This window comes from Stappia sp. P2PMeth1 (genome assembly GCF_900185735.1).
Classification (GTDB): domain Bacteria; phylum Pseudomonadota; class Alphaproteobacteria; order Rhizobiales; family Stappiaceae; genus Stappia.
The window spans coordinates 21,039-46,971 of record NZ_FYAW01000021.1 but is presented as its reverse complement, the minus strand read 5'-3'; the positions used below and the strand labels follow the sequence as shown (position 1 = coordinate 46,971).

Below are 25,933 nucleotides of genomic sequence, written 5' to 3'. Positions count from 1 at the left end.
GCCGATTGGAAAATCGCGACCTTACTTGATCACGAAGGGCAGCAGGCCGAGGAAGCGGGCGCGCTTGATGGCACGCGCGAGCTCGCGCTGCTTCTTGGCCGACACCGCGGTGATGCGGCTCGGCACGATCTTGCCACGCTCGGAAATGTAGCGCTGCAGGAGGCGGATGTCCTTGTAGTCGATCTTCGGCGCGCTGGCACCGGAGAACGGGCAGGTCTTGCGACGGCGGAAGAAGGGGCGGCGCGTCGGAAGCTGTGCGATATCGACCATTGCGTTTGCTCCTTATTCGTCGTCGAAGCGGCGGGGGCCGCGATCGCCGCGGTCACGGCCGCCGCGATCACCGCGGTCACCACGATCACCGCGGTCGCCACGCTCACCGCGCTCGCCACGGCCGCCGCGGCGGTCGTCACGGTCGCGCTTCTGCATCATCGCGGACTGCTCTTCCTCGTGCTCCTCGACGCGCAGCGTCATGAAGCGCAGGATGTCCTCGTTGATGCGCATCTGACGCTCCATCTCGGCCACGGCGGCCGGAGAGGCGTCCAGATTCATCAGCGTGTAGTGCGCCTTGCGGTTCTTGTTGATGCGATAGGCCAGCGTGCGCAGGCCCCAGGTCTCCACCTTGCCGACGGTGCCGCCGTTCTCGGAGATCAGGGACTTGTACTGCTCGACCATCTGCTCGACCTGCTGGGCCGAGACGTCCTGGCGAGCCAGGAACACATGCTCGTAAAGCGGCATGAGATGCGCCTTTCTTTTCGTTTCAGTTCCCGGAACCCGGCGCTAAGCCTCTTCGAGCCCTCAAGAAAGGCGGACGAAGCAACTTCGAAGGCGGAGACACGGGAAGACGGGCGGCACTGTGCCGTCCTGCCCGCCTGGCGCCTGCCTCTCCTCTATACTGAAGAGATGCGGGCATGCGGCGGACCTTCCGTTCAGCCCCCGGCCAGAGTTCCGAACGAAGCGTGGCTTATACACCAGTTGCGCGGCTTCGCAAGGCGGAGCGACGGGATTGTGCGCGATTTTTCTCTGCTCCACCTTGACAGTGTGTGCCTGCGACGTCTCTTTGCGGCACATTTTGCGACAAGGCGGACGGGCAGACGCGAATCCGGCCGCGCCAAGGGATGTTGGAGCCAGCGCCAATGAGTATCGCATTCACGTTTCCGGGACAGGGCAGCCAGGCTGTCGGCATGGGCAAGGACCTGGCCGACAGCTTCGCCGAGGCTCGGGCGGTGTTCGATGAGGTGGACGAGGCGCTGGGGCAGAAGCTCAGCGAGATCATGTGGAACGGCACCGCCGAAGAGCTGACGCTGACGGCCAACGCCCAGCCGGCGCTGATGGCGGTCAGCCTTGCGGCCATGCGCGCGGCCGAGGCGCGCGGCCTGAACCTTGCCGCGAGCGTTGCCTATGTGGCCGGCCACTCGCTCGGCGAATATTCGGCGCTGGCCGCCGCCGGCACGCTGTCGATCGGCGATGCGGCGCGGCTGCTGCGCATTCGCGGCACGGCGATGCAGCAGGCGGTGCCGGTGGGCGAGGGGGCGATGGCCGCGCTGCTCGGCCTCGACTATGCCGAGGCGGCTGCCGTCGCTGCGGAAGCCGCGCAGGGAGAGGTCTGCCAGGCCGCCAATGACAATGCGCCGGGCCAGGTCGTGGTCTCCGGCCACACGGCGGCGGTGGAGCGCGCCATCGAGATCGCCAAGGGGCGCGGTGCCCGCCGCGCGGTGCTGCTGCCGGTGAGCGCGCCCTTCCACTGCGCGCTGATGCAGCCTGCCGCCGAGGCGATGGCCGCCGCCTTCGAGAGCGTTACCTTCAACGCTCCGGCCGTGCCGCTGGTCGCCAATGTGCTCGCAAGCCCGACCAGCGACCCGGACGAGATCCGCCGCCGGCTGGTGGAGCAGGTGACCGGCACGGTGCGCTGGCGCGAATCCATCGAGTGGATGGCCTCGGCCGGCGTCGACACGGCCTACGAGATCGGCACCGGCAAGGTGCTGACCGGCATGGTCAAGCGCATCTCCAAGGATATGACCGGCATTGCCGTCAACACGCCGGACGATATCGCAGCCCTGCTGGAGCGGCTCGCCTGACAGCAAGGCGCGCATCGCAAGACAAGGAACAAAGACCCATGTTCGACCTGACTTCCAAGACCGCGCTCGTGACCGGCGCCACCGGTGGCCTCGGCGAGGCGATCGCCCGAACCCTACATGCGCGCGGCGCCACGGTCGCGCTATCCGGAACCCGCGCCGAGAAGCTGGAGGCGCTGGCCGCCGATCTCGGCGAGCGTGTGCATGTCCTGCCGGCGAACCTCTCCGACAGGGCAGCGGTGGATGCGCTGGTGCCGGCCGCCGAGGCGGCCATGGGCCAGCTCGACATTCTCGTCAACAATGCCGGTATCACCCGCGACAACCTCTTCATGCGCATGAAGGATGAAGAGTGGGACGACGTCATCGAGGTCAATCTGACCGCCGGCTTCCGCCTGTGCCGCGCCGCGGTGAAGGGCATGATGCGCCGCCGTTACGGCCGCATCGTCAACATCGCCTCCGTGGTCGGCGTCACCGGCAATGCGGGCCAGGGCAACTATGCGGCGGCCAAGGCCGGCCTCATCGGCATGGCCAAGTCGCTTGCGCGCGAGGTCGCGTCGCGCAACATTACGGTGAACACGATCGCGCCCGGCTTCATCGAGACCCCGATGACCGATGCGCTCAACGATAAGCAGAAGGAATCGATCCTGGCCACGGTGCCGGCTGGCCGTCTCGGCAGGGCGGAGGAGATCGCCGCGGCGACGCTCTATCTCGCCAGCGAGGAAGCGGCCTATGTGACCGGCGAGACGCTGCACATCAACGGCGGTATGGCTATGATTTGACTTGGCAAACCCGGACGGAGCGGGCCCTGTGGAACTGGCGTTTCGCAGCTTGGCGCGCCGGCTGGTCAAGCCCCATAAAGTGTGTTACGAACCCGCCGGCCAGCGAACCCGTTCACGAATGATCGGCGCTCGGGCGCGGCCTGTCCGGCCGGCCAAGGTTGCCGGCTCGGGCATGGTGCGGGCTGGATCCCATTCGCCTCGTTCCGGCATCGCGTTCCGGAGATCGGGTACGAGGTGCGGCGCTGAGCGCTGAACTAGCGAAAACCGTTGGAAGCAACTGAGGAATTCTGAAATGAGCGACATCGCGGATCGGGTAAAGAAGATCGTTATCGAGCATCTCGGCGTCGATGCCGACAAAGTTGCCATGGAGGCGAGCTTCATCGACGATCTGGGCGCCGACAGCCTCGACACCGTCGAGCTGGTCATGGCCTTCGAGGAAGAGTTCGGCGTGGAGATTCCGGACGATGCCGCCGAGACGATCCTGACCGTCGGCGACGCCGTGAAGTTCCTGGAAAAGAACGCCGGCTGATACAGTTTTCCGCATCGGGCGGGCTTCGTGTCCGCCCGACGCGCCAGATACAGGTTCATGATGAGGCGAGTAGTCGTTACCGGCCTTGGCATGGTCACGCCCTTGGCGTGCGGTGTCGAGGAGAGCTGGGCCAGAATTCTCGAGGGCAGGAGCGGGGCCTCCCGCATCAGCCATTTTGAGGTCGACGATCTCGCCTGTCAGATCGCTTGCCAGATCCCCCGCGGAGACGGGTCGGACGGAACCTTCAATCCGGACGACTGGATGGATCCGAAGGAACAGCGCAAGGTCGACGAGTTCATCATTTTCGGCATGGCGGCCGCAGAACAGGCGATCCGCGACAGCGGCTGGACCGCGAAGTCGGCGGAAGACCAGAATCGCGCCGGCGTCCTGATCGGCTCCGGCATTGGTGGCCTGCAGGGCATCGAGGCCACTGCCCATGTGCTGCGCGACAAGGGTCCGCGGCGCATCTCCCCCTTCTTCATTCCCGGCCGGCTGATCAATCTGGTCAGTGGCTATGTCTCCATCCGCCACGGCCTGAAGGGGCCGAACCACGCGGTGGTGACGGCCTGTTCGACCGGCGCCCATGCTATCGGCGACGCGGCGCGGCTGATCGCGCTGGACGATGCCGACATCATGGTGGCCGGCGGAGCAGAGTCGCCCGTCTGCCGTCTGTCGCTGGCCGGCTTTGCCGCCGCGCGGGCGCTGTCGACCGGCTTCAACGATCGTCCGGAAGCCGCCTCGCGGCCCTATGACAAGGATCGCGACGGTTTCGTCATGGGCGAGGGTGCCGGCATTGTCGTGCTCGAGGAATACGAGCATGCCAAGGCGCGCGGCGCGACGATCTATGGCGAGGTGGTCGGCTACGGCCTGTCGGGCGATGCCTATCACATCACCGCTCCGGCCGCCGATGGCGACGGCGCCTATCGCTGCATGCAGGCGGCGCTGAAGCGGGCCGGCCTTGCCGCGTCGGATATCGACTATATCAACGCCCATGGCACCTCGACGCCGCTCGGCGACGAGATCGAACTCGGCGCGATCCAGCGGCTGGCCGGCAACAATGCGGCGCGGCTGACCATGTCCTCGACCAAGTCGTCGACCGGCCATCTGCTGGGAGCCGCCGGCGCCATCGAGGCGATCTTCTCGCTGCTGTCGATCCGGGACGGCATCGTCCCGCCGACGATCAACCTCGACAATCCGTCCGTCGACACCGAGATCGACCTGGTCCCGAAGGTGGCCAAGCGGATGACCGTCGACACCGCGCTGTCGAACTCCTTCGGCTTCGGCGGCACCAACGCATCGCTGGTGTTCCGCAAGGTCGCTGCCTGACAGGAGCTTCCGCCGCCGGGCGGGAGCAGGATGTCTGTTCCGCCGGCGCAACTGGTCCGCACTTGCGCCGGGAAGCCCAGTCTTTCCCGGTTTGGCCATAATTTCGGGCCAAGTGGCGTGTCCATTGCCTCGATCAAAAGGACCGGACAGGACAGATGACCGAGACGCCAGGCCGAGAGCCCGATACCGCCTCCCGCGAGGAGGACGCGCCCTATCGCCCGAATCCCAAGAGCCCGCGCGAGGCGATCCAGCCCGAGCCGGCTCCGCCGCCGCCGCTGCGCTCGCGGCATGTCCGCAATCCGTTCGTCATTGTCATCAATGCCCTGCTGTCGCTGGCCCTCTTGGTGGTGATCGGCACGGGCGCATTGCTCTATTGGGGCAAGGCGGAGTTCGACTCGCCCGGACCGCTGACGGTCGAGAAGACTGTGATTATTCCCTCCGGCAGCGGCTTGCGGGTGATCGCCGACACGCTGGAGAACCAGGGTGTCATCGAGGATTCCAACGTGTTCTGGGCCGGTGTCCAGGCCTACAAGAACGCCGCCCGACTGAAGGCCGGCGAATATGCCTTCGCGCCGGGCGTCTCGATGCGTCAGGTGATGGAGGACCTTGTCGGCGGCAAGGCGGTCTACCACACGGTGACGGTGCCCGAGGGCTGGAGCAGCGCCCAGGTCGTCGCCCGGGTGCGTGAGCATCCGGTGCTGACCGGCCCGCTTGACGAGATCCCGGCGGAAGGTTCGCTGCTGCCGGAAACCTATACGTTCACGCGCGGCACGACGCGGGCCCAGATCATCCAGCAGATGAAGGACGCACAGGCGAAGGCGCTGGCCGACATCTGGGATCGGCGCACGGAAGGTCTGCCCGTCGAGACGCCGGAGGAACTGGTAGTGCTGGCCTCCATCGTCGAGAAGGAGACGGCGCGGGCCGACGAGCGGCCGCGGGTCGCCGGCGTCTTCGTCAACCGTCTGCGCCAGCGCATGCGGCTGCAGTCCGATCCGACGATTCTCTATGGGATCTATGGCGGCGAGGCCTGGCTGCAGGATCGCTCCGCGATCACCCGCTCGCAGCTCGACACCCGAACCCCCTACAACACCTATCAGATCGACCGTCTGCCGCCGGGACCGATCGGCAATCCGGGGCGCGCGGCGATGGAGGCGGTGGCCAATCCCTCGCGCACCAAGGATCTTTACTTCGTGGCCGACGGCACGGGCGGACACGTCTTCGCCGAGACCTACGAGCAGCATCAGCGCAATGTCGCGCGCTGGCGCCAGGTGGAGCGCGAGCGCCGGGAGCGGGAAGCCCAGGACCAGCCCGCGAGCAGCGGCAGCGGCGGTTGATCTCGAGGATGGCGAGAGCCGCGGTTTTCCGGGTCGCTTGAGACAGGTGGTGACATGGCACGTCCGCTTTCCAGCATGACAGGTTTCGGGCGCGCCGAAGGTGCCTTTGGCGCGGCCCGCTGGACCTGGGAACTGCGCTCGGTCAACGGCAAGGGTCTCGACCTGCGCATGCGCCTGCCGAACGGGCTGGAAGAGCTGGAAGGCGTCTGCCGGGAAGCAGCCGGCCGCCATCTGACGCGCGGCAATGTCACCATCGGGCTGAGCTACCAGCGCAGTCAGGGCGAAGCGGTGCCGCAGATCAACGAGGCGGCGCTCAACGCGGTTCTCTCCGCGCTGGAGACCGTACGGCGACGGCTGCCGGACGCGGCCCCCGTCGCGCTTGACGGCATCCTGGCGCAGCGCGGCGTCATCGAATGGAAGGAACCGGAAGAGGTTCCGGCCGAGCGCGAGGCGATGCTGGCGGCGCTGAAGGCGTCGCTGGACAGCGCGCTCGAGGAGCTTGTCCGCATGCGCCGCAGCGAGGGGGTGGCCATCGCCACCGTGCTGCGCGGCCAGCTAGCGACCATTGCCGAGCTGACCCGCCAGGCCGAGGCCGCGCCCTGCCGGGCGCCGGAGGCGATCCGCGCGCGGCTGGCGGCGCAGGTCGAGGCGCTTGTCGGCAGCAGCATGGCGCTCGATGCGGCACGGCTGCATCAGGAGGCGGCGCTGCTCGCCACCAAGGCGGACATTCGCGAGGAACTGGACCGGCTTGTCGCCCATGTCCAGGCGGCGACCGAACTGCTCGACGCCGGCGGGCCGGTCGGGCGGCGGCTCGACTTTCTGGCTCAGGAGTTCAATCGCGAGGCCAATACGCTGTGTTCCAAGTCGAACGGCACGGAGCTGACGGCGATCGGGCTGGAGCTGAAGACGGTCATCGACCAGATGCGCGAGCAGATTCAGAACCTGGAATGACGGGGACGGGGCGGGCATGACGACACGGAATGGCGGAACGGTGGTCACCTCCAGGGAGGCGGAGGCGCGTCGGCGCGGGCTGATGCTGGTGCTGTCCTCTCCCTCGGGGGCGGGCAAGTCGACCATCGCGCGCCAGCTTCTCGATCGCGAGAAGACCAGCCTCACGCTTTCGGTCTCGGTGACGACCCGGCCGCGCCGGTCGAGCGAGATCGAAGGGGTGCACTATCACTTCATCTCGCGCGAGCGCTTCGAACAGATGCGCGATCGCGGCGAACTGCTCGAATGGGCCGAGGTGCATGGCAATTATTACGGCACGCCGCGCGATCCGGTCGAGGAGGCGCTGGCGGGCGGGCGCGACGTGCTCTTCGACATCGATATCCAGGGCACGTTCCAGCTCTACGAGAAGATGCGCTCCGATGTGGTGTCGCTGTTCATCCTGCCGCCGTCCATCGCCGAGATGAAGTCGCGCCTGCACCGGCGGGCGGAGGATGCCGAGGATGTCATCCAGCGCCGCCTGAAGACGGCTGTGGGCGAGATGAAGCACTGGCAGGACTACGACTATGTGATCGTCAACGACGATCTGCAGACCGCCTTCGAGGGGGCCTTGTCGATCCTGCGCGCCGAACGCCTGCGGCGCGAACGCAGCCCCGCCATCGGCCCGTTCATCGAGGGCATGGTCGAGGACCTGAAGCGCGAGACAGGCGAGGCCTGAGCGTCTCGCTTATCCGTTCGCGAAAGCGTTGGCGAGTTTCACGAAATCGGCAATGTCCAGTTGCTCGGCGCGCTGGGTCGGCGCGATGCCGGCTGCGGCAATGCGCGCCTCCGCATCGGCGGCCAGCGGCTTGAGGCTCGCCCGCAGCATCTTGCGGCGCTGGCCGAAGGCGGCGGCCGTGAGGCGTTCGAGCGCGGTCAGATCGCAGTCGAGCGGCGCCTTCCGCGGGGTGAGGTGGACAATCGCCGAGGTCACCTTGGGCGGCGGCGTAAAGGCCTTGGGTCCGACCTCGAACGCCAGCGTCGCGTGGCAGCGCCAGCCGGCCAGCACGCCGAGGCGGCCATAGGCCTTGCTGCCGGGAGCGGCAACGATGCGCTCGGCCACTTCCTTCTGGAACATCAGGGTGAGCGATTGCCAGGCCGGCGGCCAGCACGGGCTGGTGATCCAGTCGACGAGAAGCTGGGTGCCGACATTGTAGGGCAGGTTGGCGACGATCTTCAGCGGCCCGCCATCTGCGATGCGCTCCAGATCGATTGTCAGCGCATCCGCTTCCAGGATCTCCAGCCGGCCGGGATAGCGCGCGGCGATCTCCGCCAGCGCCGGCAGGCAGCGCGGGTCCTTCTCCACCGCCACGACGCGTCTGGCGCCGGCCACCAGCAGGGCGCGGGTGAGGCCGCCCGGCCCGGGGCCGACCTCCAGCACCGTGCAATCGCTCAGGTCGCCGGCGGTGCGGGCGACCTTAAGCGTCAGGTTGAGGTCGAGCAGGAAGTTCTGGCCGAGGGATTTGCGGGCCTGCAGGTCGTGGATGCGGATGACATCGCGCAGCGGCGGCAGGTCGTCGATCTGGCTCATTCGATCAGGCCCGGATCGGCGAGCACGGCGGCAAGCCGGACCGCAGCGGCGAAGCTGTCTGGCCGGGCGCTGCCGGTGCCGGCGATGCCGAGGGCGGTGCCGTGGTCGGGCGAGGTGCGCACGAAGGGGAGGCCGAGGGTGACGTTCACCGCCTCGTGGAAGGCGAGCGTCTTGGCCGGGATCAGCGCCTGGTCGTGATACATGGCCAGGGCGCAGTCATAGCTTGCACGGGCTTCGGCATGGAACATGGTGTCGGCGGGCAGGGGGCCGCGAACATCGATGCCCATGGCGCGCAGACGCGCCACCGCCGGGGCGATGATCTCCTCGTCCTCGTAGCCGATCGTCCCGCCTTCGCCCGCATGCGGGTTGAGGCCGGCGACGGCAATGCGCGGCGCGTCGATGCGGAAACGCCGCACAAGGTCCCGGTGGACGATGCGCCCGACATCGACGATGAGGTCGCTGGTCAGCACCTTCGGCACGTTGTGCAGTGGGATGTGGACGGTGACCGGCACCACCAGCAGGTCGGGACCGGCCAGCAGCATCACCGGGGTCGCGTCCTGCGCTCCCGCGCGCCGCGCCAACTCGCCGAGATACTCGGTATGTCCCGGATGGGTGAAGCCGGCGTCGTAGAGCGCTTTCTTGTTGATCGGGTTGGTGACGAGGCCCGCCGCGCGCCCCTGCTGCGTGTCGGCGACGGCGCGGTCGATCGAGGCGATCACGGCGGCGGCGTTGGCTGGATCGGCAACCCCCGGACGATCCGGTATCTCGTGGCCGATCGGCACGACGGGCAGGCGCTCGCTCCAGGCTTCCAGCGCCTCCTCCGGCGTGACCTCGGCAATGGCCACATCCAGCCCGAGACGGATCGCACGGGCGGTGAGGAAGGCCGGATCGGCCAGGATGTAGAAGGGAGGAAGCTCGCGCTGGACGCGGCTCATCCAGGCGGCGAGGGCGACATCGGGACCGATGCCGCCCGGATCTCCGAGGGTGACGGCCAGAGGGCGGAGGCTGGTGCGCATGCCGGGCGGCTCAGCGATAGTCGATGATGGCGCGACCGCGCAATTCGCGCAGGTAACGCCGAGAGAGCTGTTCGCCTTCCTTGTTGCGCAATTCGTCCTCGATCTCCATGCGCGCCGCCGCATTGCTGGCGATTTCGCGCTTGTCGCAGACGGCGAAGACCTCGAACCCTTTCGACGTGTCCTCGGGTGCGGTCACCTTGCCGACGGCGGTCTTGTCCAACTGCGTCTTGACGGTGGGCGGCAGCTCGGTCTCCAGGCGGGTCACCATCGGCATCACCACCACCTCGCGGAACTCGCTGGCGAGCGCCTGGGCCTCGTTGCAGGACGAGAAGCGCGAGCGGAACGTGTCGACATCGCGGCGGCGCTGGCTCTTGTTGGCGGCGGACGTCTTGGCGGGGACCACGAAGACGATCGGCTGGATGCGATATTCCATGCTGGTGTCGCTGCTCTTGTCCTCCTGCTTGCGCAGGGCGGCGATCACGTCGGATTCGGAAATGCGCACCTCTGCCTGGAAACGGGCGCGCAGGAGCTGCGTCCAGGCGATCTCTGCCTGGATGCGGCGGCGCATTGTGTCGGCCTTGATGCCCGACTGCCCAAGCGCCTGTGTCAGTTGCGACGGCGTCAGCTTCACGCGGGTGGCAAGCGTCGCATAGGCGTCGTCAACGTCGGCCTTGCTGATCCGGATGCCGGCGCGTTCGGCCGCGTCCATTTTCAGGACCTCGTCGATCAGCTCCTCGGTGGCCTGCTTGGCGCCGCCGCGGCTGCCGGTCAGGCGCAGGAGCTGGGCCCGCTGATTGATGTCATAGGTGGTGATCGGCTTGTTGTTGACGATCACCTTGATGGCGGTCTGCGCGGAAAGCGGTCCGCCGGAAACGGTGGCGGCGATCAGAAGCGCCAGGCCCGCGAGCATCCAGCGTTTTGCAGTCATTCATTCCCCCTGTCGTCGCGTCGAGTATCGCCGCGTCCAGTGTCGTCTCGTTCCGTCGCCTATGCTGGCGGTCTTCCGCCTGTCCCGCACGGCCTTGCGGACGTGGCGAGGTTTGCGTGGCGATGGCGAGGGGCGCGTGCACCTGCCCCTGGCCCGGACGGCTTCACAGTTCGTCCAGCCGGACTGCTGTGACACCAGAAAACGGCCAAAATCCGTCGATGCGACAGCATTCCGTAAGTGCCAGCGGTCCGCATTCCAGAATATGCATCCCGGAGTTGCGGGTCCGGGAGCAAGTGCCGGAAGCAAAGGGGCCACCAGTGAACCCATGTTTCCAGTAAGGCTTGTCAACTCGACATCTGAACTGGCGCTCGCGGCCGGCCGGGGACAAACGTCAAATGCGCCCTACTAGTTGCTTCCGGTGGTCGAGAACTGAGTATCGCCGAGCGTGCGCAGCCCAAAGCGGAAATAGAGCAACGTATCCGTCGTCTGGCCGTTGTTGCGGCTGCGGTCCTGCGAATAAGCGAAGGAGAGCGAGAAGCCCTCGTCGTCATAGCCGATGCCGAAGCTGTCGCGCACCATGTTCCGCCGCTCCAGATCGTAGCGGATCGAGCCGAACACGCGCCAGTTTTCCTGGAGCCGCAGGCTGGCCGAGCCGATGATCTCCTCGCGCGGAGTAGTGATGCCGAGGTTGGGCTGAGCCGAAAGATAGGCATAGGCGAGGTTGCCGGTGACGGGACCGTAGATGCCCGTTGCCTCGACCTGGCCGCGACGCACCGAGAAACTCTTGTGGTCGAAGCGGGCCTGCGCGCCGAGACGGAAGCCGTGTCGGGTGTCGAAATAGAGGCTGCCGACATAGTCGCTGTAATTGGTGGCAAGACCTGAACTGGTGGTCGCACCGAGAATATCGGCCTGCTTGAACGAGTTCGTGCCGGCCAGATGGAAGGAGCGGCCGAACAGAGCGCTGATATTGTAGCCCTGGTCGAGGTTCAGGCTGTATTTCAGGCCGACATTGGCGCGGGTGCCGCCTTCGCTGCGGTCGAAGCCGGAGAACTTGTCGTATTCGAACAGGGTCGTGGAATCGAAGACGATGCTCTGCGCGTCCTCGTTGGGCAACTCGCCGATGCGCGTCTCGCCGGGGCGCACGATCACCTGGGCCACCGGTTCGAAGATCTGGTGGCCGCCCTGGAAGGTGCCGATGAACGGGAAGCGGTAATCGATGCCGACGGCGGGCATGACACGGCCGACGAAGCTCTCGTCGGTCATCGCCGCGACGTTCTTGTCCTGCGAGGCGAGGAAATAGAGGTCGCCCTTCACATAGGCGAAAGGCGTGAACACCTGGCCGAAGGAATCGATCAGGGTCGAGCGCCATTCGGTCTCGAGGCTGGCGCGGGTGAAGGTGCCCTCGACACCGCGGAAGCGGGTGACGCCGCCGATGTTGATGGCGTCGGTCTGGTCGCGCGTCAGGCTGGTGAGATTGCCGGTCATCGACAGTTCGCCGCCGGCGATCGGGTTCTCGAAGATGTAGTTCCAGTCGAGCACCGGATGAACGAAGGGCTGCTTGTCCTGCAGGCGACTGCCGACGGGCAGGAAGCCCGGCGCGTTGAAGCCCGGCAACGCGGCATAATCCTCCTGCGAGATGCGGAAGGCATAGGCGCGCAGATCGAAACGGTTTCGCTCGGTCTGGCCGGTCAGATAGAGCTTCGACACATCGCTGGCATTGCCGAGCGAGGCGAACTTGTAGTCGCGCAGGAACGAGCGGTCCGTGCGCCAGGACAGGTCCCAGCCCCATTTCCAGCGCTCGTTGATGTCGAACTCGCCCTCCGAGGCGATCACGCCGCGGAAACGGCGATCGCCGCTGGTCGTGACGTATTCGCCGGGCTGCGCCTGGAAGATGCCGGCGCCGTGGATCGAATAGGCGCCGTCGATCAGCTTCTGGCGCCAGTCGAACTGACCGAGCACGCCCTGCTTGGTCAGCGGTGTGGCGGAGAGCAGCAGGTCGCGGGACTGGTCGATGGCGAAGTAATAGGGAATCCGCATGCCGGCCCCGACCCGGCTGCCATAGACGAAGGAGGGGATCAGCAGGCCCGACTTGCGCTTCACGCTGGGGTCGGGCAGCGACAGATAGGGCAGGTAGACGAGAGACTTGCCGAAGAACTCGAAGGAGGCCTTCTCGAACTCGATCGTCTGTTCCTGCTGGTCGTGGACGATGGTCTGCGCCCGGATGCGCCACAGAGGCGGCTTTTCCGGCGGATTCTGGTCGCTGGTGTAGACCGTGTAGAGACCGTTGTCGAAGGTGGTGCGGTTGCCGTCCTCGCGCCGCGCGCCATCGGCCAGAAAGCGAGTCCGCTCCGGCGTGTCGAGCTGCAGCGCGCTGGCGAAGCCGTCGCGCAGGTCCTCGGACAGGTCCATGGACGCGGCCCGCAGGACATTGCCGGTCGGCTCCGTCAGGCGGACATTGCCGCTGGCGCGCAAGCGGTTGTTGCGGCGATCGAAATCGACGCGCTCGGCCTCTACCGTGTTGCCGCCATAATAGATCTGCACATTGCCGACGGCCGAGATGATGTCCCGGTCGAAGTCGTAGCGCAGCTCATCCGCCTCGAGCAGCAGCGGCTCTGCCGAATCGACCTGCGCGCCGAGCGAATCGAAGGCGCTGCTCTGGGCAAGGGCGGGACGCGGCGGCAGCGTGACGGCGAGGCCGAGGGCCAGTGCCAGCGCCGTACCCGACAGCAGCGTGCCGGCGAGCATGGAGGCGCGCAACGAGCGCGCACGCGGGGATGCGCCCGCCCGGCCGGTGCGGCGCGGGCAGATCTGCCGATCGGTCATGCTTGCAGGAACGGCCAAGACCATCAGCCGTCCTCCAGGTGCAGGAGGATCGTGATCCCCATCAAGACTCCAAACACTCCAGGTGCCCACGCGGCAATGACCGGAGGCACGATTCCCGCGCCACCCAGGTCCTTGCCGAGCTCCGACAGAACGTAAAGCACGAACCCGGCGAGGATTCCACCCAGAATCAGGCGGCCGATACCGCCCATTCTGGAAACCCTGAGGGAAACGCAGGCCGCGATCAGCACCATTGCGGCCAAAAGTGCGGGTCTTGCCAGAAGTGTCTGATATTGAAGCGAATACCGATATGCGGGCAATCCTGCGCGCTGTGACAATTCGATCACACGCGGAAGGTCCCAGAAACCGATGGATTCGGGTGCCGCGATGCTCTCGCGGACCTCTGTCGGCGTCAGGTAGGTGGAGACCGCGTAGCTCTCATGGGTGCTCGGATCGCTGCCGGTCGTATAGACCGTCGCGTCCGCCAGGCGCCAGGTCCGGTCTCCCAGCGTCGCCTCCGCCGCCTCGATGCGCTCCTGGAACCGGCCCTTCCGATCGAAGGTGAACAGGGTCACCCCCAGCAGCCGCTCTCCGGAGTTGAGGATCTGCTTGGCGTGCAGAACGGATTCGCCCTCGGAACCGTCCTGCCGCAGCCAGATGTCGCCGGTCGTCTGCAGCAGGAAGTTCTGCTCGCGGCCGAAGATGCCGGAGGCGAGTTCGTCCGACTGGGTGCGCAGGGTGACGGCCAGCGGGTTGTAAACGAGCACCGCACTGATGCCGATCAGCAGGCCGACGACAAGGGCAGGGGCCGTGAACTGCCAGACGGAGACACCGGCGGCGCGGGCGACGACCAGTTCCAGCTTGCGGCTGAGCCCGAGAAAGGCGGCGATCGCGCCGAACAGGACGGTGAAGGGCAGCACCTGTTCCATCAGTTGCGGAACGCGCAGCAGAGAGATGGCGCCGATCCGCAGCAACCCGGCGCCCTCATGGTCGCCCGCCCGGCGCAGCAGTTCCAGCGCGTCGAAGATGAAGATCAGCACCGCGGCCAGCAAGAACAGCCCGAGAATCGCGCTGACGAAGCGCAGGGCAAAATAGACCGCGAGCGTGTGGCCGGAGCGCAGGGACGACAGCATCAGGCGGCGCCCCCCTGCTGCTGGCCCTGAAGCCGGGCGACCAGGGCCTCGATCCGCTCGCCGATGCGCTCGGCCAGGCTGCCGATCGCCGCCATCCAGCGAGGCTTGCGACCCATCGCGACCATCCAGCCGACCAGGACAATGGCACCGAGCGGCAGGAGATAGAGGGCGAAACGGGCCGCCGGCATGCTGGGAACGAGAGTCAGGATGCCGAAACCGCCGGTGCGCAGGAGGATTGCCGACACCAGCGCGGCCAGCGTTGCGGCGTGGCGGTTCTGACGGGTGGTCTTGGGCTCGCCGGCGAACAGGAAGATGATGAGCGCAAAGGCGAGCGGATAGAGCGGCTGGCTCAGCCGGTCGTGCAGTTCGGCGATCAGCCGGGTGCGGTTCTCGGCCGCGTAGACGTCTTCAGGGTCCGGCGACAGCAGGTCGAGGGTGGAGCGTTCGCTCGCCTTGTAGGTGGAGACGGTGCTGGTCGGCACCATGCTCGACAGGTCGAAGGCATAGGACTGGAAGCGGACGATCGAGATGCTGCCGTTGCCGCGATTGCGCCGCTGGATCGTGCCGTCCTGCATCACCAGCAGTGTGCGGTCGGCGGCTTCGACGATTCGCCCGCGCGCGGCTTCATACGTGAAGACCGTGTCCTCGGCCCGCTCGTCATGCATCAGGAGGCCTTCCAACTGGCCGTCGCCGCCGCGGTTGCGGATATGGAAGGTGAGGCCGTCCTCGATGCCGATGAAGCGGCCCGGCCGGACGATGTTGGCGACAAGGTCGACGCGCACCTGGGTGATCTCGTCGCGCAGGGCGGCAAGGCCGGCGGGAGCCAGCAGCAGCGACAATGAGGCGCTGAACAGGCTGATCACGGTGGCGAACACCAGAATCGGGCGCAGCAGAACCGCGCGCGAGGCGCCGGACGCGTTGATGACGATCAGTTCGCTGTCGTTGGACAGGGTGTTGAGCACCACCAGCATGGCGATCAGCAGCGCGAACGGCGCCATCGCCTGCACCAGGAAGGGCATGGCCAGCATGGTCATGCCGATGAACTGGACGATGGTCTGGCCCTTGGCGGTGACGAGGTCGAGCTGGCGCAGCGCCTGCGTTGCCCAGACGACGCCGGCCAGTGCCGCCAGCGTCACCAGGAAGACGGCTGAGAGCCGCCGGAAAACATACCGCTCGAACGTTGTCATCAGGTCCGCGTCACGTAAGCCCCTGGGGGCTTCTGCCACAAAGTCGTCGGCCGCTACAGAGGCGTTGGTGTTGGGGCGGCAGCCGCGGCCCGCGTCATCGTGCGGCCGGCCGGGCGCCGGTCCGCATCCGATTAGGCAGCAGTTTAGGTAAATACTCCGAGAAGAAAAAGGGTTAACCGGAGATTACCTGGTGACGGTGCCGGGCAAGGACGCTTGCCGAGCGGAGAAACAGGTCCCATTCTAGGCGCATTCCGCGATTTCCGGCGGCCCGGATATCCATCATCCCGCCAGACATGAGGTTTCCCCTTGCTCCCCAAGATCTCTTTCGCAAAGTCCGCCGCGCCGCAAAAGGGCGTGGCCGTCCTCCTCGCCGACGACACGCTGGCGACCGGCGCCAGCGCGGCCGGCCTCGGCGAGGGGCTGCAGGACCTCATCCGGCGCGCGGCGGAGGCCGCCGGCTTCTCCGGCAAGTCGAAGACGGTGCTGGACCTGCTCGCTCCGGCCGGCCTCGGCGTCGATCGGTTGCTGGTCGTCGGCCTCGGCAAGGCAGATGCGGTCTCCGGGCTCGGCGACACCGATTGGGCGGCGCTCGGCGGCACCGTGATGGGCAAGCTCGGCAAGGCGAAGGTGGCCGAGGTGCTGCTGGAGGTGCCGGCCGGCACCGTTGCGGCCGATCACGCCGCCGCCTTCGCGATGGGCATGAAGCTGCGCGCCTATGTCTTCGACCGCTACAAGAGCAAGAAGGGCGACGACGAGGAGGCGAGCGGTTCGGTCAAGGTGTCGCTGCTGGTGGAGGATGCCAAGGCGGCGAAGAAGGCCTGGGCCGATGCGGATGCGGTGAGCGAGGGCACGCTGCTTGCCCGCGACCTGGTCAATGAGCCGGCCAACGTGCTGACAACGGTCGAGTTCGCCCGGCGCGCCAGCGAGCTTTCCAAGCTCGGCGTCGAGATCGAGATCCTCGACGAGAAGGCGATGAAGAAGCTCAAGATGCACGCGCTGCTCGGCGTGGCGCAGGGCTCCGAAAGCCCGCCGCGCCTGGTGATCATGCGCTGGAACGGCGGCAAGAAGGATGCGGCTCCGCTCGCCTTCATCGGCAAGGGCGTCGTCTTCGACACCGGCGGCATCTCGATCAAGCCGGCCGCCTCGATGGAGGACATGAAGGGCGACATGGGCGGCGCCGCTGCCGTCACCGGCCTGATGCACGCGCTGGCCGCCCGCAAGGCCAAGGTCAATGCCATCGGCGTCATTGGCCTCGTCGAGAACATGCCGGACGGCAAGGCGCAGCGGCCGGGCGATATCGTCACGGCGATGTCGGGCGCCACCATCGAGATCATCAACACCGATGCGGAAGGCCGCCTCGTGCTGGCCGACGCGCTCTGGTACACGCAGGACCGGTTCAAGCCGGCCTTCATGATCAATCTGGCGACGCTCACCGGCGCGATCATCATCGCGCTCGGCAACCATCACGCCGGCATCTTCTCCAACAACGACGAACTGGCCGCGCGGCTGACCGAGGCCGGGCTCGCCACCGACGAGAAGGTCTGGCGCCTGCCGCTGTCGAAGGATTACGACAAGCTCATCGACACGCCGAATGCGGACATGAAGAACACCGGCGGCCGCTCCGCCGGCTCGATCACCGCCGCGCAGTTCCTGCAGCGCTTCGTCAACGACGTGCCGTGGGTGCATATCGACGTCGCCGGCACCGCCATGGGCAGCCCGAAGACCGATCTCAGCAAGGGCTGGGCCTCCGGCTTCGGCGTGCGGCTGCTCGATCGTCTGGTCCGCGACCACTACGAAGGCTAAGGCCGCTGCCTGGGGCCGCGGGAGAAGCCTTCCGTGGTCCCAGGCCCTGCCGCAGGTGCTGCAAGAGGATGCGCGGGGGCCGCAGTGGCGGACACAAAAAACCCGCCTTGCGGCGGGCTTTGTCGACCGGCAGAAGCAGGTCGGATGTCAGCAGGTCTTGTAGGCTTCGCAGTCACTGGCAGTCGGCTCGACAACCACCGTCCCCATCGCCGTGGTCACGCCCGCCAATCCGAGCACGAGACCGAAAAACAAAGCAATCCGCACAGCCATCGAATGTCTCCCGTTGCCCCGGCTCCGTTACGGCTCTACCGTCCCGCCTGTCGCTTCCATGAGACCCAACCTAAACTCGGTCCTGCCGGTTCCACTGTGATGGCGACCACAGGACGGACGGGTCGGAGGCGCACACGGCGACGGCCGAATCGGCCGGGTCCGGCCCGCTCGTCACTCTGCCGGGCCGAAGTTGGGAAACCGTTAATCGTGAATCACTGGCAAATCAAAGCCCGTTTCTCGTCCCACGGCACTTCGCGCCGGGGCTGTTGCATGGGTGCCGCAGTGCACACATGGGGGGCCGCGTGAGCGAAGTCCTATTCTATCATCTGACCCGCAGGCCGCTCGAAGAGGTGCTGCCGGGGCTTCTGGAAACCTGCCTGACCCGCGGCTGGCGTTGTGTCGTCCAGACCGGCTCGCGGGAGCGCTGCGAGGCGCTCGATTCGTGGCTGTGGACCTATCGCGACGACGCGTTCCTGCCGCATGGGACGTCCGCCGACGGCCATGCCGCAGCGCAGCCGATCTATCTGACGGACGGTGAGGAGAACCCGAACGGCGCGGTGGTGCGCTTCCTCGTCGACCGGGCGAGCCCGCCGGACCTCACTCCCTATCAACGCGGGGTCTTCCTGTTCGACGGGCAGGACCCGGAGGCGGTCGCCGACGCCCGCCGGCACTGGAAGGCGATGAAGGACGCCGGCCACGACATCACCTACTGGCAGCAGAACGAGGCCGGCCGATGGGAGAAGAAGGCATGAGCGGGGAAGGTCCGGACAAGGCGGGCTTCATGGACCGGCGCGATGCTGCGCGCGAGCGGCTCGACGGGCTGTTTGGCGCCAAGGGCGGCAAGCGGGAGGATCGCTCCGCCTGGTTCGATGCGGTCTACGAGACCGCCGGCGGCGATGCGGCGGCGGTACCCTGGGCGGACCTTGCTCCCAAGGCGGAACTGGTCGACTGGCTGGAGGCGCATCCGGGCGAGGGGCTGCTCGCCGTCGACGTCGGATGTGGGCTCGGCGACAATGCCGAGGCGCTGGCGCAGGCCGGCTACCGCACCACCGGTTTCGATCTGTCGCCGAAGGCGGTCGGGTGGGCGCGGCAGCGTTTCCCGGACAGTGCCGTCGACTACCGCGCCGCCGATCTTTTCGACCTGCCGGCGGACTGGATCGGCCGTTTCGATCTGGTGCACGAGTGCTACACGCTGCAGGCGCTTTCGGGCGAGTTGCGCGTGCGCGCCTTCACCGCCGTGGCCTCTCTCCTTGCTCCCGGCGGCCGGCTGCTGCTGCTGACGCGGACAGCACCAGAGGCAAGCACGCCCGATGGGCCGCCCTGGCCGTTGGCGCTTTCCGAACTGGAGCGCTTCTCATCGCTCGGACTGGAGCATATCGACCGCCATGCTTACGACATCCGCAAGGGCGAGCGCGTCATTCCGCATGTCCGCGACGTTTGGCGGCGGGTGGGATAAGTCTTTTTCTCCCGGCGCCCAGCCGGCGCTGGCGAGCCTGCCGAATCGCACTAGGTATTAGTGTCAGGGCTTTATGTTTTGCCGTCCGGCCTCAAGATCCTGCATCTATCTAGCTGTTGATGACGGCTGAGACGACGGCGCCAGATGGATCAAGATGATGGGGCAGGGTGAGGCTCGGAACGCTGTTAAGCCACGCAGGGTTCTGCATCCGCTCGTCACGCGTGGTCAGATCTGGTCGATAGCTGCCGCGACCGGTCTCTTCTTCGCCGTTGCGCTGGGGCTCGTGCTCATCGTGTCCCATGTTGTCCTGTCGATGCGCCAGACCACCAACGACATAGACGATCAGCGCGCCATCGCTGCGGCGAGCGCCGCGGTCGCGGCGTTGGAACGGCGCCTTTCGTTGATTGCGCTCGACAATGCGGAGTGGGACGAGGCGTATGACGCGGTCCTTTCCGAGCGCGGTCATGACTGGATCCGCGAGAACTGGGGAGGGCCGAGTACCGATTATCCTGTTTATGATGGGGTGGTCGTATTCGGCAGAGATCTGTCGATGATGTCCGCCTACCTCAAGGGAGCGGCCTTCGCCCCGCCAGGTGGTGCGGATCGGACGATGGTGGAGTACGCGATCAGCGCGCAGCGCTCGGACGCGGCCGTTACCGGTCTGATGCGCGTCGGCGACGAGATCGCCGCGGCAGCCGCGATGACCATACGCCCGTTCTCGGCGCCAGCTCCCGAGGGACCCGGGCCGGTCCTTATCCTGTTCAAGCTCGTCGATGCGTCGATCCTCTCGATCATGTCCAACGACTATCAGATCGCCGGTCTGACCCTTGGAGAGGAGAGGGCGCCGGACAGTCTCAACCTTGCCCTTGAGGATGGCTCCGGGCAGGTGCTTGGCTATCTCTCATGGCCCAGCCGTAAGCCCGGCGATCAGGCGTTCGACGATCACCGCTCGCTCCTTGCGCTGGCCGGCGCGACGCTGGTCGTATTCCTGGCGATGGTGCTGGCGGCCGGTTTGTTGGAATCGTTGCGCCTGCGGCGGATTGCAACCGCGGCCGAATACGAGGCGAAGCGCGACAGGCTCACCGGCACGCTCAATCGCAGCGGATTTCTGGACATGCTGGATACGCTGGCGGCGCAAGCTTCGCCGACCCGGCCGCTGTCCCTTCACATGCTGGATCTCGACGGCTTCAAACAGGTCAACGACACCTGGGGGCATGCGGTCGGGGACATGCTGATCGCGGCCGTGGCAGTCAGGCTTGCCGGGTTCGGGGGACACTTCGTCGCCGCCGGCAGGCTGGGTGGCGACGAGTTCGCGCTGGCCCAGACGCAGATGCCCGTACAGGTACCGAAACGCAAACCGGCCCAGGCTTTGACAGAGACAGACGCAGAGACGCAGCCGATGCCGCCGGAGATGCTGGCGCAGCGGGTGGTCGATGCCTTCGCCCGTCCCTTCACCGTCGGTAGCCGCGAGTTGCGCGTCACCGCCAGCATGGGGCACGCCTCGATCACCGAACCGATCGATCCGGCCGAGTTGATGCGTCGTGCGGATGTGGCGATGTACCGGGCCAAGGCAGCGGGCAAGTTCCGGGCGCTGGAATATCATCCGCAAATGGAGCAGACCTGCCAGCCGCCGCCCTGTTGAGTTCGCGCGGCGCCGTATGTCACCCCAGGCGCGACAGCAGTGCCCGCAACTCTCCCAGATGCGCCACTTGGTGGAAGCGGTCGCGGCCGGCCGGCGTGTCGGCCTGTTCCAGCGCCCAGGTGATCTCGTAAGGCACATGGACGCCGTGGCTGCCGGCATCGAGTGCCGGCACGATGTCCGACTTCAGCGAATTGCCGACCATCATCGCGCGCCCGGCGCCGTCGCCGTGGCGGGAAAACAGCGTGCGATAGGTGTCGACGGTCTTTTCCGGCACGATCTCGACCGCATCGAAATGCTCGGCCAGTCCCGATTCCGCGATCTTGCGCTCCTGGTCGAAGAGGTCACCCTTGGTGATCAGGACGAGGCGGAAATTGCCGGACAGGGCGGCCAGCGTCTCCTCCACATGCGGGAGCGGTTCCACCGGGTGGGAGAGGATGTCGCGGCCGGCCTCGAGGATCTGTCCGATCACCGAGGCGGGTGCCTTGCCTTCGGTCACCTCGATGGCGGTCTCGATCATCGACAGGGTGAAGCCCTTCACGCCATAGCCGTAAAGGCGCAGGTTGCGGCGCTCCGCCGCCAGCAGGCGCTCCGTCAGGTTCTCCGGATCGCTGTAGTCGGCAAGCAGGCCGGTGAACCGCTCTTCCGTCAGGCGGAAATTCCGCTCGTTGTGCCAGAGCGTGTCGTCGGCATCGAAGCCGATGGTCGTCAGCGTCACCATGATCGTTCCTCGCGCAGCCCTCAGCCGTCTTCCAGTTCGGTCGACAGTTCCAGCCACTGCTCCTCCGTGCGGGTGAGCTTCTTCTCCAGATAGGCCCGCTCCTTGGCGAACTTCGTTGCCCGTTCCGCATCCTTGCGGAAGAAGTCGGGATCGGCCAGCGCCTCGTCGAGCTTGCCGATTTTTTCCTGCAGACGGGCGATTTCCTTTTCCGCCGCCTGGATCTCCTTGCGCAGCGGGGCCTGGCGGGCGCGCCGCTCGGCCGCCGAGCGGCGCTTGTCCTGGGCCTTGCGTTCGTCCTCGGTCTCGGCGGGGACAGCGCTCTTTGCCGCGTCGCGCCCGTTGCCGCGCTCGGCCTTGTCCTTCTGCAGGATGAGGCGGCGATAGTCCTCCATGTCGCCGTCGAAGCTGCGCACGCCGCCGTCGGCGACAAGCCACAGCCGGTCGGCACAGGCCTCCACCAGGTGGCGGTCGTGCGAGATCAGGATCACCGCCCCGTCGAACGCGTTGACCGCCTGGATCAGCGCCTCGCGGCTCTCGATGTCGAGGTGATTGGTCGGCTCGTCGAGGATCAGGAGGTGCGGTCCATGGAACGTCGCCAGGCCGAGCAGCAGGCGCGCCTTCTCGCCGCCCGACAGGTCGCGCGCCGGCGTCTCCATGCGGCTGGTCGGCAGGCCGAAGCGGGCAACGCGGGCGCGCACCTTGGCCTCCGGCGCGTCCGGCATCAGCCGGCGGACATGGGCGACGGGACTGTCGGCGGGCACCAGTTCGTCGAGCTGGTGCTGTGCGAAGAAGGCGACCTTCAGCTTGGTGGCACGGGTGATCTCGCCGGACTGCCGCTCCAGCCGCCCGGCGATCAGCTTGGCGAAGGTCGACTTGCCGTTGCCGTTGGAGCCGAGCAGGGCGATGCGGTCGTCATTGTCGATGTTGAGCGACAGGCGCGACAGGATGGTCGTGTCGCCATAGCCGACGGCGACATTCTCCAGCCGGATGATCGGCGGGGCGAGCCGGCCGTCCGGATCGGGGAAGGAGATCGGCAGCGCGTCCGTCTCCACCACCGCGGCGATCGGCTCCATCTTCTCCAGCATCTTCAGCCGCGACTGCGCCTGGCGTGCCTTGGTCGCCTTGGCGCGGAAGCGGTCGACGAAGGCTTGCATGTGCTTGCGCTGGGCTTCCTGCTTCTCGCGGTTCTTCTCCTGCAGCAGCAGCGACTCGCGCCGCTGCCGGTCGAAGCTGTCATAGCCGCCGCGATAGAAGGTCAGCTTCAACTGGTCGAGATGGACGATGGAATCGACCGCCTTGTTGAGCAGGTCGCGGTCGTGACTGATCAGCAGCACCTGGTGCGGGTAGCGGGCGATGTAGCTTTCCAGCCAGAGCGTGCCTTCCAGGTCGAGATAGTTGGTCGGCTCGTCGAGCAGCAGGAGGTCCGGCTCGGAGAATAGCACGGCCGCCAGCGCCACGCGCATGCGCCAACCGCCGGAAAAGGACGAGCAGGGCCGGGCCTGCGCCTCGGCGTCGAAGCCGAGGCCGGCGAGGATGCGGGCCGCGCGTGCCTCCGCCGTGTGGGCGTCGATATCGGCAAGGCGGGTGTGGATCTCGGCGATGCGCAGCGGGTCCGTTGCCGTCTCGGCTTCCTGCAGCAGGCGCGCGCGCTCGGTGTCGGCGGCCAGCACCACCTCGACCAGCGTCTGCTCCGTGCCCGGCGCCTCCTGCGCCACCTGGCCGATGCGCAGGCCTTTGGGAACGCGGATCTCGCCGCTTTCGGGCGCGGCCTCGCCGGTGATCAGGCGGAACAGGGTGGACTTGCCGGCGCCGTTGCGGCCGACGAAGCCGGTCTTGGCGCCCGAGGGCAGCAAGACGCTCGCCCGCTCCAGCAGCGTGCGTCCGGCAATCCTGTAGGTGAGGTCGGTGATCTGCAGCATGGGCGGATCAATGGCCGGAAATGCCTGCCTGCGCAAGGGGGAGGAGAGGGCAAGGGCAGGTCGGCGAAAGGTCGATTGCAAGCCGGCGCGAACGCGGCCTAGCATGGACGGCAACCTGTTCCAGAAGAGGGGAAACAGACATGTGCGTTCCAGGATGCCAGGAAGTCGTTGCCCGCCGGCTGAGCCGCCGCGGATTGCTGAAGGGGCTCGTCGGCACGACGGCGGGCGCCGCGGCGTTCGCGGCCTTTCCGCCGCCGCGTCCCGCCCTTGCCTCGGACATCTCGTTCAGCCGGGTCGTCGACCTCACTCATGCGCTTGGCGAGGATTTCCCGACCTTCTTCGGCAAGCCGCAGTTGCGCATGGAGAGAACGGCCGAGTTCTCCAAGGACGGCTTCAACATGTATCAGTGGCATCTCGACGAGCACACCGGTACCCATCTCGATGCGCCGCTGCATTTCTCCGCCGATGGGGTGGGGGCGGACGAGATCCCGACCGACCAGTTGGTCGTGCCGCTCGTGGTGGTGGACATTCGCGAGAAGGCGGAGGCCAATCCCGACTACCAGCTCTCCATCGGCGACCTGCGGGCCTTCGAGACAGCGCATGGCGATCTTCCGGCCGGCGGCTGCGTCGCCATGAACTCGGGCTGGGCGCAGCATGTGGCGAGCGAGCGCTACCGCAATGCCGATGCCGACGGCGGCATGCACTTTCCCGGCTTCTCCAAGGAGGCCTGCCTCTACATGATGGACAAGGGCGTGGTCGGCATGGCGGTCGACACGCTGTCGCTGGACCACGGCGCGTCCAAGACCTTCGATGTGCACTACACCTGGCTGCCGTCCGGCCGCTGGGGGCTGGAATGCCTTGCCGGCCTCGACGAGGTGCCGGCCACCGGCGCGACGCTGGTTCTGGGAGCCCCGAAGATCAAGGGCGCGACCGGCGGGCCGAGCCGGGTCTTCGCGCTGGTGTGATCTGGCCCTTGAGGACCGCGAAACGAAAAACCCCCGGCGGATGACCGCCGGGGGCTTCGAGAGGCGATGATCGCTTGGCCGGAGCCTTGCGGATCAGACCGAGTAGTACATGTCGTACTCGACCGGATGCGGCGTCATCTCGTACCGCATGTTCTCTTCCATCTTCAGGTCGATATAGGCGTCGATCTGGTCGTCGTCCATGACACCACCGGCCTTCAGGAACTCGCGGTCGGCGTCGAGCGACTCCAGAGCCTCGCGGAGCGAACCGCAGACGGTCGGGATTTCCTTCAGCTCCTCCGGCGGCAGGTCGTAGAGGTTCTTGTCCATCGCGTCGCCCGGATGGATCTTGTTCTTGATGCCGTCGAGACCGGCCATCAGCATCGACGCGAAGGCGAGATACGGGTTGGCCGAGGGATCCGGGAAGCGGACCTCGATGCGCTTTGCCTTCGGGGAGGAGGTGAAGGGGATGCGGCAGGAGGCCGAGCGGTTGCGCGAGGAATAGGCCAGCAGCACCGGCGCCTCGTAGCCCGGGACCAGACGCTTGTAGGAGTTGGTCGACGGGTTGGTGAAGGCGTTCAGGGCCTTGGCGTGCTTGAGGATGCCGCCGATGTAGTAGAGGCAGGTCTCGGACAGATCCGCATACTGGTTGCCGGCGAAGACGGGCTTGCCATCCTTCCAGATCGACTGGTGCACGTGCATGCCGGTGCCGTTGTCGCCGAAGATCGGCTTGGGCATGAAGGTCGCGGTCTTGCCATAGGCATGGGCGACCTGATGCACGACGTACTTGTAGATCTGCATCTTGTCGGCGTTGCGGGTCAGCGTGTCGAACTTGATGCCGAGCTCGTGCTGGGCCGCGGCCACCTCGTGGTGGTGCTTCTCGACGGTGACGCCCATCTCGGTCAGGACGGTCAGCATCTCCGAGCGGATGTCCTGGCAGCTATCGATCGGCGGGACCGGGAAATAGCCGCCCTTGGTGCGCGGACGGTGGCCGAGGTTGCCGGTCTCGTATTCCGAGCCCATGTTCGACGGCAGTTCCATGCTGTCGATCTTGAAGCCGGTGTTGTACGGGTCGGCCGTGAAGCGGACGTCGTCGAAGATGAAGAACTCGGCTTCCGGGCCGACGAAGACGGTGTCGCCGACGCCGAGCGAGCTGACATAGGCCTCGGCCTTCTTGGCGGTCGTGCGCGGGTCGCGGTTGTAGGCCTCGCCAGAGACCGGATCGACGATGTCGCAGATGATCGAGATGGTCGACTGGGCAAAGAACGGATCGACGTGGACCGTGTCCGGATCGAGCACGAGCATCATGTCGGACTCGTTGATCGCCTTCCAGCCGGCGATGGACGAGCCGTCGAAGGCGACGCCTTCCGCGAACATGTCCTCATCGACCAGGCCCGCATCCATGGTCACGTGCTGCAGCTTGCCGCGCGGATCGGAGAACCGCAGGTCGACGAACTTGATGTCCTTGTCCTTGATCTGCTTGAGAATGTCGCTGGCGCTCGTCATTTAAGATGTTCCCTGTTT

General features: G+C 66.6%; 24 protein-coding genes. 12 read left to right on the top strand and 12 right to left on the bottom strand.

The genetic code is table 11. The features are described from left to right. Nucleotides 1-21 precede the first annotated feature (21 nt). Both rpsR and rpsF read right to left on the bottom strand, forming a co-directional pair. On the bottom strand, nt 22-270 hold the full coding sequence (rpsR, locus tag P2PM1_RS14040) for a 30S ribosomal protein S18 (protein ID WP_186389277.1): 249 nt from the start codon (nt 268-270) through the stop codon (nt 22-24). A gap of 12 nt (nt 271-282) precedes the next feature. Further along, a complete protein-coding gene (gene rpsF / locus P2PM1_RS14035) occupies nt 283-735 on the bottom strand; it encodes a 30S ribosomal protein S6 (protein WP_186389278.1) in 453 nt (150 codons plus the stop codon). 398 nt (nt 736-1,133) lie between these two features. Here rpsF and fabD point away from each other — a divergent pair, with 398 nt between their 5' ends. The 7 genes from fabD (at nt 1,134) to gmk (ending at nt 7,703) form a co-directional block, all read left to right on the top strand. Next, nucleotides 1,134-2,075 (top strand): ACP S-malonyltransferase, encoded by a 942-nt coding sequence (fabD, locus tag P2PM1_RS14030; protein WP_186395484.1) that lies wholly within the window; start codon nt 1,134-1,136, stop codon nt 2,073-2,075. Nucleotides 2,076-2,113: 38 nt separating this feature from the next. Next, nucleotides 2,114-2,851 (top strand): 3-oxoacyl-[acyl-carrier-protein] reductase, encoded by a 738-nt coding sequence (gene fabG, locus P2PM1_RS14025; protein ID WP_186389280.1) that lies wholly within the window; start codon nt 2,114-2,116, stop codon nt 2,849-2,851. Between the two features lie 292 nt (nt 2,852-3,143). Beyond that, nucleotides 3,144-3,380, top strand: coding sequence for an acyl carrier protein (locus P2PM1_RS14020; RefSeq protein WP_186389281.1), 237 nt, complete (start codon nt 3,144-3,146; stop codon nt 3,378-3,380). 60 nt (nt 3,381-3,440) lie between these two features. After that, a complete protein-coding gene (gene fabF, locus P2PM1_RS14015) occupies nt 3,441-4,706 on the top strand; it encodes a beta-ketoacyl-ACP synthase II (RefSeq protein WP_186389447.1) in 1,266 nt (421 codons plus the stop codon). A 155-nt stretch (nt 4,707-4,861) separates the two neighbouring features. Further along, complete coding sequence (gene mltG / locus P2PM1_RS14010; RefSeq protein WP_186389282.1) at nt 4,862-6,040, top strand: endolytic transglycosylase MltG; 1,179 nt, start codon at nt 4,862-4,864, stop codon at nt 6,038-6,040. A gap of 54 nt (nt 6,041-6,094) precedes the next feature. Continuing rightward, nucleotides 6,095-6,991 (top strand): YicC/YloC family endoribonuclease, encoded by an 897-nt coding sequence (locus P2PM1_RS14005; RefSeq protein ID WP_208985279.1) that lies wholly within the window; start codon nt 6,095-6,097, stop codon nt 6,989-6,991. Between the two features lie 16 nt (nt 6,992-7,007). After that, nucleotides 7,008-7,703 carry a guanylate kinase gene (gmk, locus tag P2PM1_RS14000; protein ID WP_186395485.1) on the top strand — a complete coding sequence of 232 codons (696 nt, stop codon included), beginning with the start codon at nt 7,008-7,010 and terminating at the stop codon, nt 7,701-7,703. A gap of 9 nt (nt 7,704-7,712) precedes the next feature. On the opposite strand, the gene rsmA is transcribed toward gmk, so the two are convergent. From rsmA to lptF, 6 genes are all read right to left on the bottom strand, one after another. Continuing rightward, on the bottom strand, nt 7,713-8,555 hold the full coding sequence (gene rsmA / locus P2PM1_RS13995; RefSeq protein ID WP_186389284.1) for a 16S rRNA (adenine(1518)-N(6)/adenine(1519)-N(6))-dimethyltransferase RsmA: 843 nt from the start codon (nt 8,553-8,555) through the stop codon (nt 7,713-7,715). Continuing rightward, entirely contained in the window at nt 8,552-9,571 is a 1,020-nt protein-coding gene (gene pdxA, locus P2PM1_RS13990) for a 4-hydroxythreonine-4-phosphate dehydrogenase PdxA (RefSeq protein ID WP_186389285.1), read from the bottom strand. The genes rsmA and pdxA overlap by 4 nt, the downstream gene beginning before the upstream one ends. Before the next feature lie 10 nt (nt 9,572-9,581). After that, nucleotides 9,582-10,499 carry a peptidylprolyl isomerase gene (locus P2PM1_RS13985; protein ID WP_208984612.1) on the bottom strand — a complete coding sequence of 306 codons (918 nt, stop codon included), beginning with the start codon at nt 10,497-10,499 and terminating at the stop codon, nt 9,582-9,584. A 405-nt stretch (nt 10,500-10,904) separates the two neighbouring features. Continuing rightward, nucleotides 10,905-13,346, bottom strand: coding sequence for an LPS-assembly protein LptD (locus P2PM1_RS13980; protein ID WP_244301519.1), 2,442 nt, complete (start codon nt 13,344-13,346; stop codon nt 10,905-10,907). Beyond that, a complete protein-coding gene (lptG, locus tag P2PM1_RS13975) occupies nt 13,346-14,452 on the bottom strand; it encodes an LPS export ABC transporter permease LptG (RefSeq protein ID WP_186395487.1) in 1,107 nt (368 codons plus the stop codon). Before lptG ends, P2PM1_RS13980 begins: the two co-directional genes overlap by 1 nt. Beyond that, nucleotides 14,452-15,639, bottom strand: coding sequence for an LPS export ABC transporter permease LptF (lptF, locus tag P2PM1_RS13970; RefSeq protein ID WP_186395488.1), 1,188 nt, complete (start codon nt 15,637-15,639; stop codon nt 14,452-14,454). The genes lptG and lptF overlap by 1 nt, the downstream gene beginning before the upstream one ends. A gap of 306 nt (nt 15,640-15,945) precedes the next feature. On the opposite strand from lptF, the gene P2PM1_RS13965 reads away from it, so the two are divergent. Then, nucleotides 15,946-17,442, top strand: a complete 1,497-nt coding sequence (locus P2PM1_RS13965; protein WP_186399474.1) for a leucyl aminopeptidase — start codon at nt 15,946-15,948, stop codon at nt 17,440-17,442. Nucleotides 17,443-17,589: 147 nt separating this feature from the next. Here the strand turns inward: P2PM1_RS13965 and P2PM1_RS25700 are convergent, their stop codons facing one another. Then, the gene (locus P2PM1_RS25700) at nt 17,590-17,712 is read right to left on the bottom strand and encodes a hypothetical protein (RefSeq protein ID WP_256376471.1); all 123 of its coding nucleotides are present in this window, start codon (nt 17,710-17,712) and stop codon (nt 17,590-17,592) included. 302 nt (nt 17,713-18,014) lie between these two features. Between P2PM1_RS25700 and P2PM1_RS13960 the strand changes: the two genes are divergently transcribed. The 3 genes from P2PM1_RS13960 to P2PM1_RS13950 all read left to right on the top strand — a co-directional run bounded on the left by P2PM1_RS13960 (nt 18,015) and on the right by P2PM1_RS13950 (nt 20,810). Further along, on the top strand, nt 18,015-18,464 hold the full coding sequence (locus P2PM1_RS13960; RefSeq protein ID WP_186389289.1) for a DNA polymerase III subunit chi: 450 nt from the start codon (nt 18,015-18,017) through the stop codon (nt 18,462-18,464). Further along, complete coding sequence (locus P2PM1_RS13955; protein WP_244301517.1) at nt 18,461-19,168, top strand: bifunctional 2-polyprenyl-6-hydroxyphenol methylase/3-demethylubiquinol 3-O-methyltransferase UbiG; 708 nt, start codon at nt 18,461-18,463, stop codon at nt 19,166-19,168. The genes P2PM1_RS13960 and P2PM1_RS13955 overlap by 4 nt, the downstream gene beginning before the upstream one ends. Before the next feature lie 154 nt (nt 19,169-19,322). After that, nucleotides 19,323-20,810 (top strand): diguanylate cyclase domain-containing protein, encoded by a 1,488-nt coding sequence (locus tag P2PM1_RS13950; protein WP_186399472.1) that lies wholly within the window; start codon nt 19,323-19,325, stop codon nt 20,808-20,810. Nucleotides 20,811-20,829: 19 nt separating this feature from the next. Here P2PM1_RS13950 and P2PM1_RS13945 read toward each other — a convergent pair whose 3' ends face one another. Beyond that, nucleotides 20,830-21,528 (bottom strand): HAD family hydrolase, encoded by a 699-nt coding sequence (locus tag P2PM1_RS13945; protein ID WP_186389292.1) that lies wholly within the window; start codon nt 21,526-21,528, stop codon nt 20,830-20,832. A gap of 20 nt (nt 21,529-21,548) precedes the next feature. After that, nucleotides 21,549-23,447 carry an ABC-F family ATP-binding cassette domain-containing protein gene (locus P2PM1_RS13940; RefSeq protein ID WP_186399471.1) on the bottom strand — a complete coding sequence of 633 codons (1,899 nt, stop codon included), beginning with the start codon at nt 23,445-23,447 and terminating at the stop codon, nt 21,549-21,551. Between the two features lie 140 nt (nt 23,448-23,587). Between P2PM1_RS13940 and P2PM1_RS13935 the strand changes: the two genes are divergently transcribed. Next, nucleotides 23,588-24,412, top strand: coding sequence for a cyclase family protein (locus P2PM1_RS13935; RefSeq protein ID WP_186399470.1), 825 nt, complete (start codon nt 23,588-23,590; stop codon nt 24,410-24,412). A 93-nt stretch (nt 24,413-24,505) separates the two neighbouring features. Here P2PM1_RS13935 and glnA read toward each other — a convergent pair whose 3' ends face one another. Next, nucleotides 24,506-25,915 carry a type I glutamate--ammonia ligase gene (glnA, locus tag P2PM1_RS13930; RefSeq protein ID WP_186395495.1) on the bottom strand — a complete coding sequence of 470 codons (1,410 nt, stop codon included), beginning with the start codon at nt 25,913-25,915 and terminating at the stop codon, nt 24,506-24,508. Between the last annotated feature and the right edge of the window lie 18 nt (nt 25,916-25,933).

Coding starts and splice junctions, on each gene's coding strand:
- P2PM1_RS14005 (WP_208985279.1), top strand. CDS start 6,095: ATGGCACGTCCGCTTTCCAGCATGACAGGTTTCGGGCGCGCCGAAGGT.
- P2PM1_RS13950 (WP_186399472.1), top strand. CDS start 19,323: ATGATGGGGCAGGGTGAGGCTCGGAACGCTGTTAAGCCACGCAGGGTT.
- P2PM1_RS13955 (WP_244301517.1), top strand. CDS start 18,461: ATGAGCGGGGAAGGTCCGGACAAGGCGGGCTTCATGGACCGGCGCGAT.
- mltG (WP_186389282.1), top strand. CDS start 4,862: ATGACCGAGACGCCAGGCCGAGAGCCCGATACCGCCTCCCGCGAGGAG.
- P2PM1_RS25700 (WP_256376471.1), bottom strand. CDS start 17,712: ATGGCTGTGCGGATTGCTTTGTTTTTCGGTCTCGTGCTCGGATTGGCG.
- rsmA (WP_186389284.1), bottom strand. CDS start 8,555: ATGAGCCAGATCGACGACCTGCCGCCGCTGCGCGATGTCATCCGCATC.
- P2PM1_RS13940 (WP_186399471.1), bottom strand. CDS start 23,447: ATGCTGCAGATCACCGACCTCACCTACAGGATTGCCGGACGCACGCTG.
- P2PM1_RS13985 (WP_208984612.1), bottom strand. CDS start 10,499: ATGACTGCAAAACGCTGGATGCTCGCGGGCCTGGCGCTTCTGATCGCC.
- rpsF (WP_186389278.1), bottom strand. CDS start 735: ATGCCGCTTTACGAGCATGTGTTCCTGGCTCGCCAGGACGTCTCGGCC.
- fabG (WP_186389280.1), top strand. CDS start 2,114: ATGTTCGACCTGACTTCCAAGACCGCGCTCGTGACCGGCGCCACCGGT.
- rpsR (WP_186389277.1), bottom strand. CDS start 270: ATGGTCGATATCGCACAGCTTCCGACGCGCCGCCCCTTCTTCCGCCGT.
- lptF (WP_186395488.1), bottom strand. CDS start 15,639: ATGACAACGTTCGAGCGGTATGTTTTCCGGCGGCTCTCAGCCGTCTTC.
- lptG (WP_186395487.1), bottom strand. CDS start 14,452: ATGCTGTCGTCCCTGCGCTCCGGCCACACGCTCGCGGTCTATTTTGCC.
- P2PM1_RS13980 (WP_244301519.1), bottom strand. CDS start 13,346: ATGGTCTTGGCCGTTCCTGCAAGCATGACCGATCGGCAGATCTGCCCG.
- fabD (WP_186395484.1), top strand. CDS start 1,134: ATGAGTATCGCATTCACGTTTCCGGGACAGGGCAGCCAGGCTGTCGGC.
- fabF (WP_186389447.1), top strand. CDS start 3,441: ATGAGGCGAGTAGTCGTTACCGGCCTTGGCATGGTCACGCCCTTGGCG.
- P2PM1_RS13935 (WP_186399470.1), top strand. CDS start 23,588: ATGTGCGTTCCAGGATGCCAGGAAGTCGTTGCCCGCCGGCTGAGCCGC.
- pdxA (WP_186389285.1), bottom strand. CDS start 9,571: ATGCGCACCAGCCTCCGCCCTCTGGCCGTCACCCTCGGAGATCCGGGC.
- gmk (WP_186395485.1), top strand. CDS start 7,008: ATGACGACACGGAATGGCGGAACGGTGGTCACCTCCAGGGAGGCGGAG.
- P2PM1_RS14020 (WP_186389281.1), top strand. CDS start 3,144: ATGAGCGACATCGCGGATCGGGTAAAGAAGATCGTTATCGAGCATCTC.
- glnA (WP_186395495.1), bottom strand. CDS start 25,915: ATGACGAGCGCCAGCGACATTCTCAAGCAGATCAAGGACAAGGACATC.
- P2PM1_RS13945 (WP_186389292.1), bottom strand. CDS start 21,528: ATGGTGACGCTGACGACCATCGGCTTCGATGCCGACGACACGCTCTGG.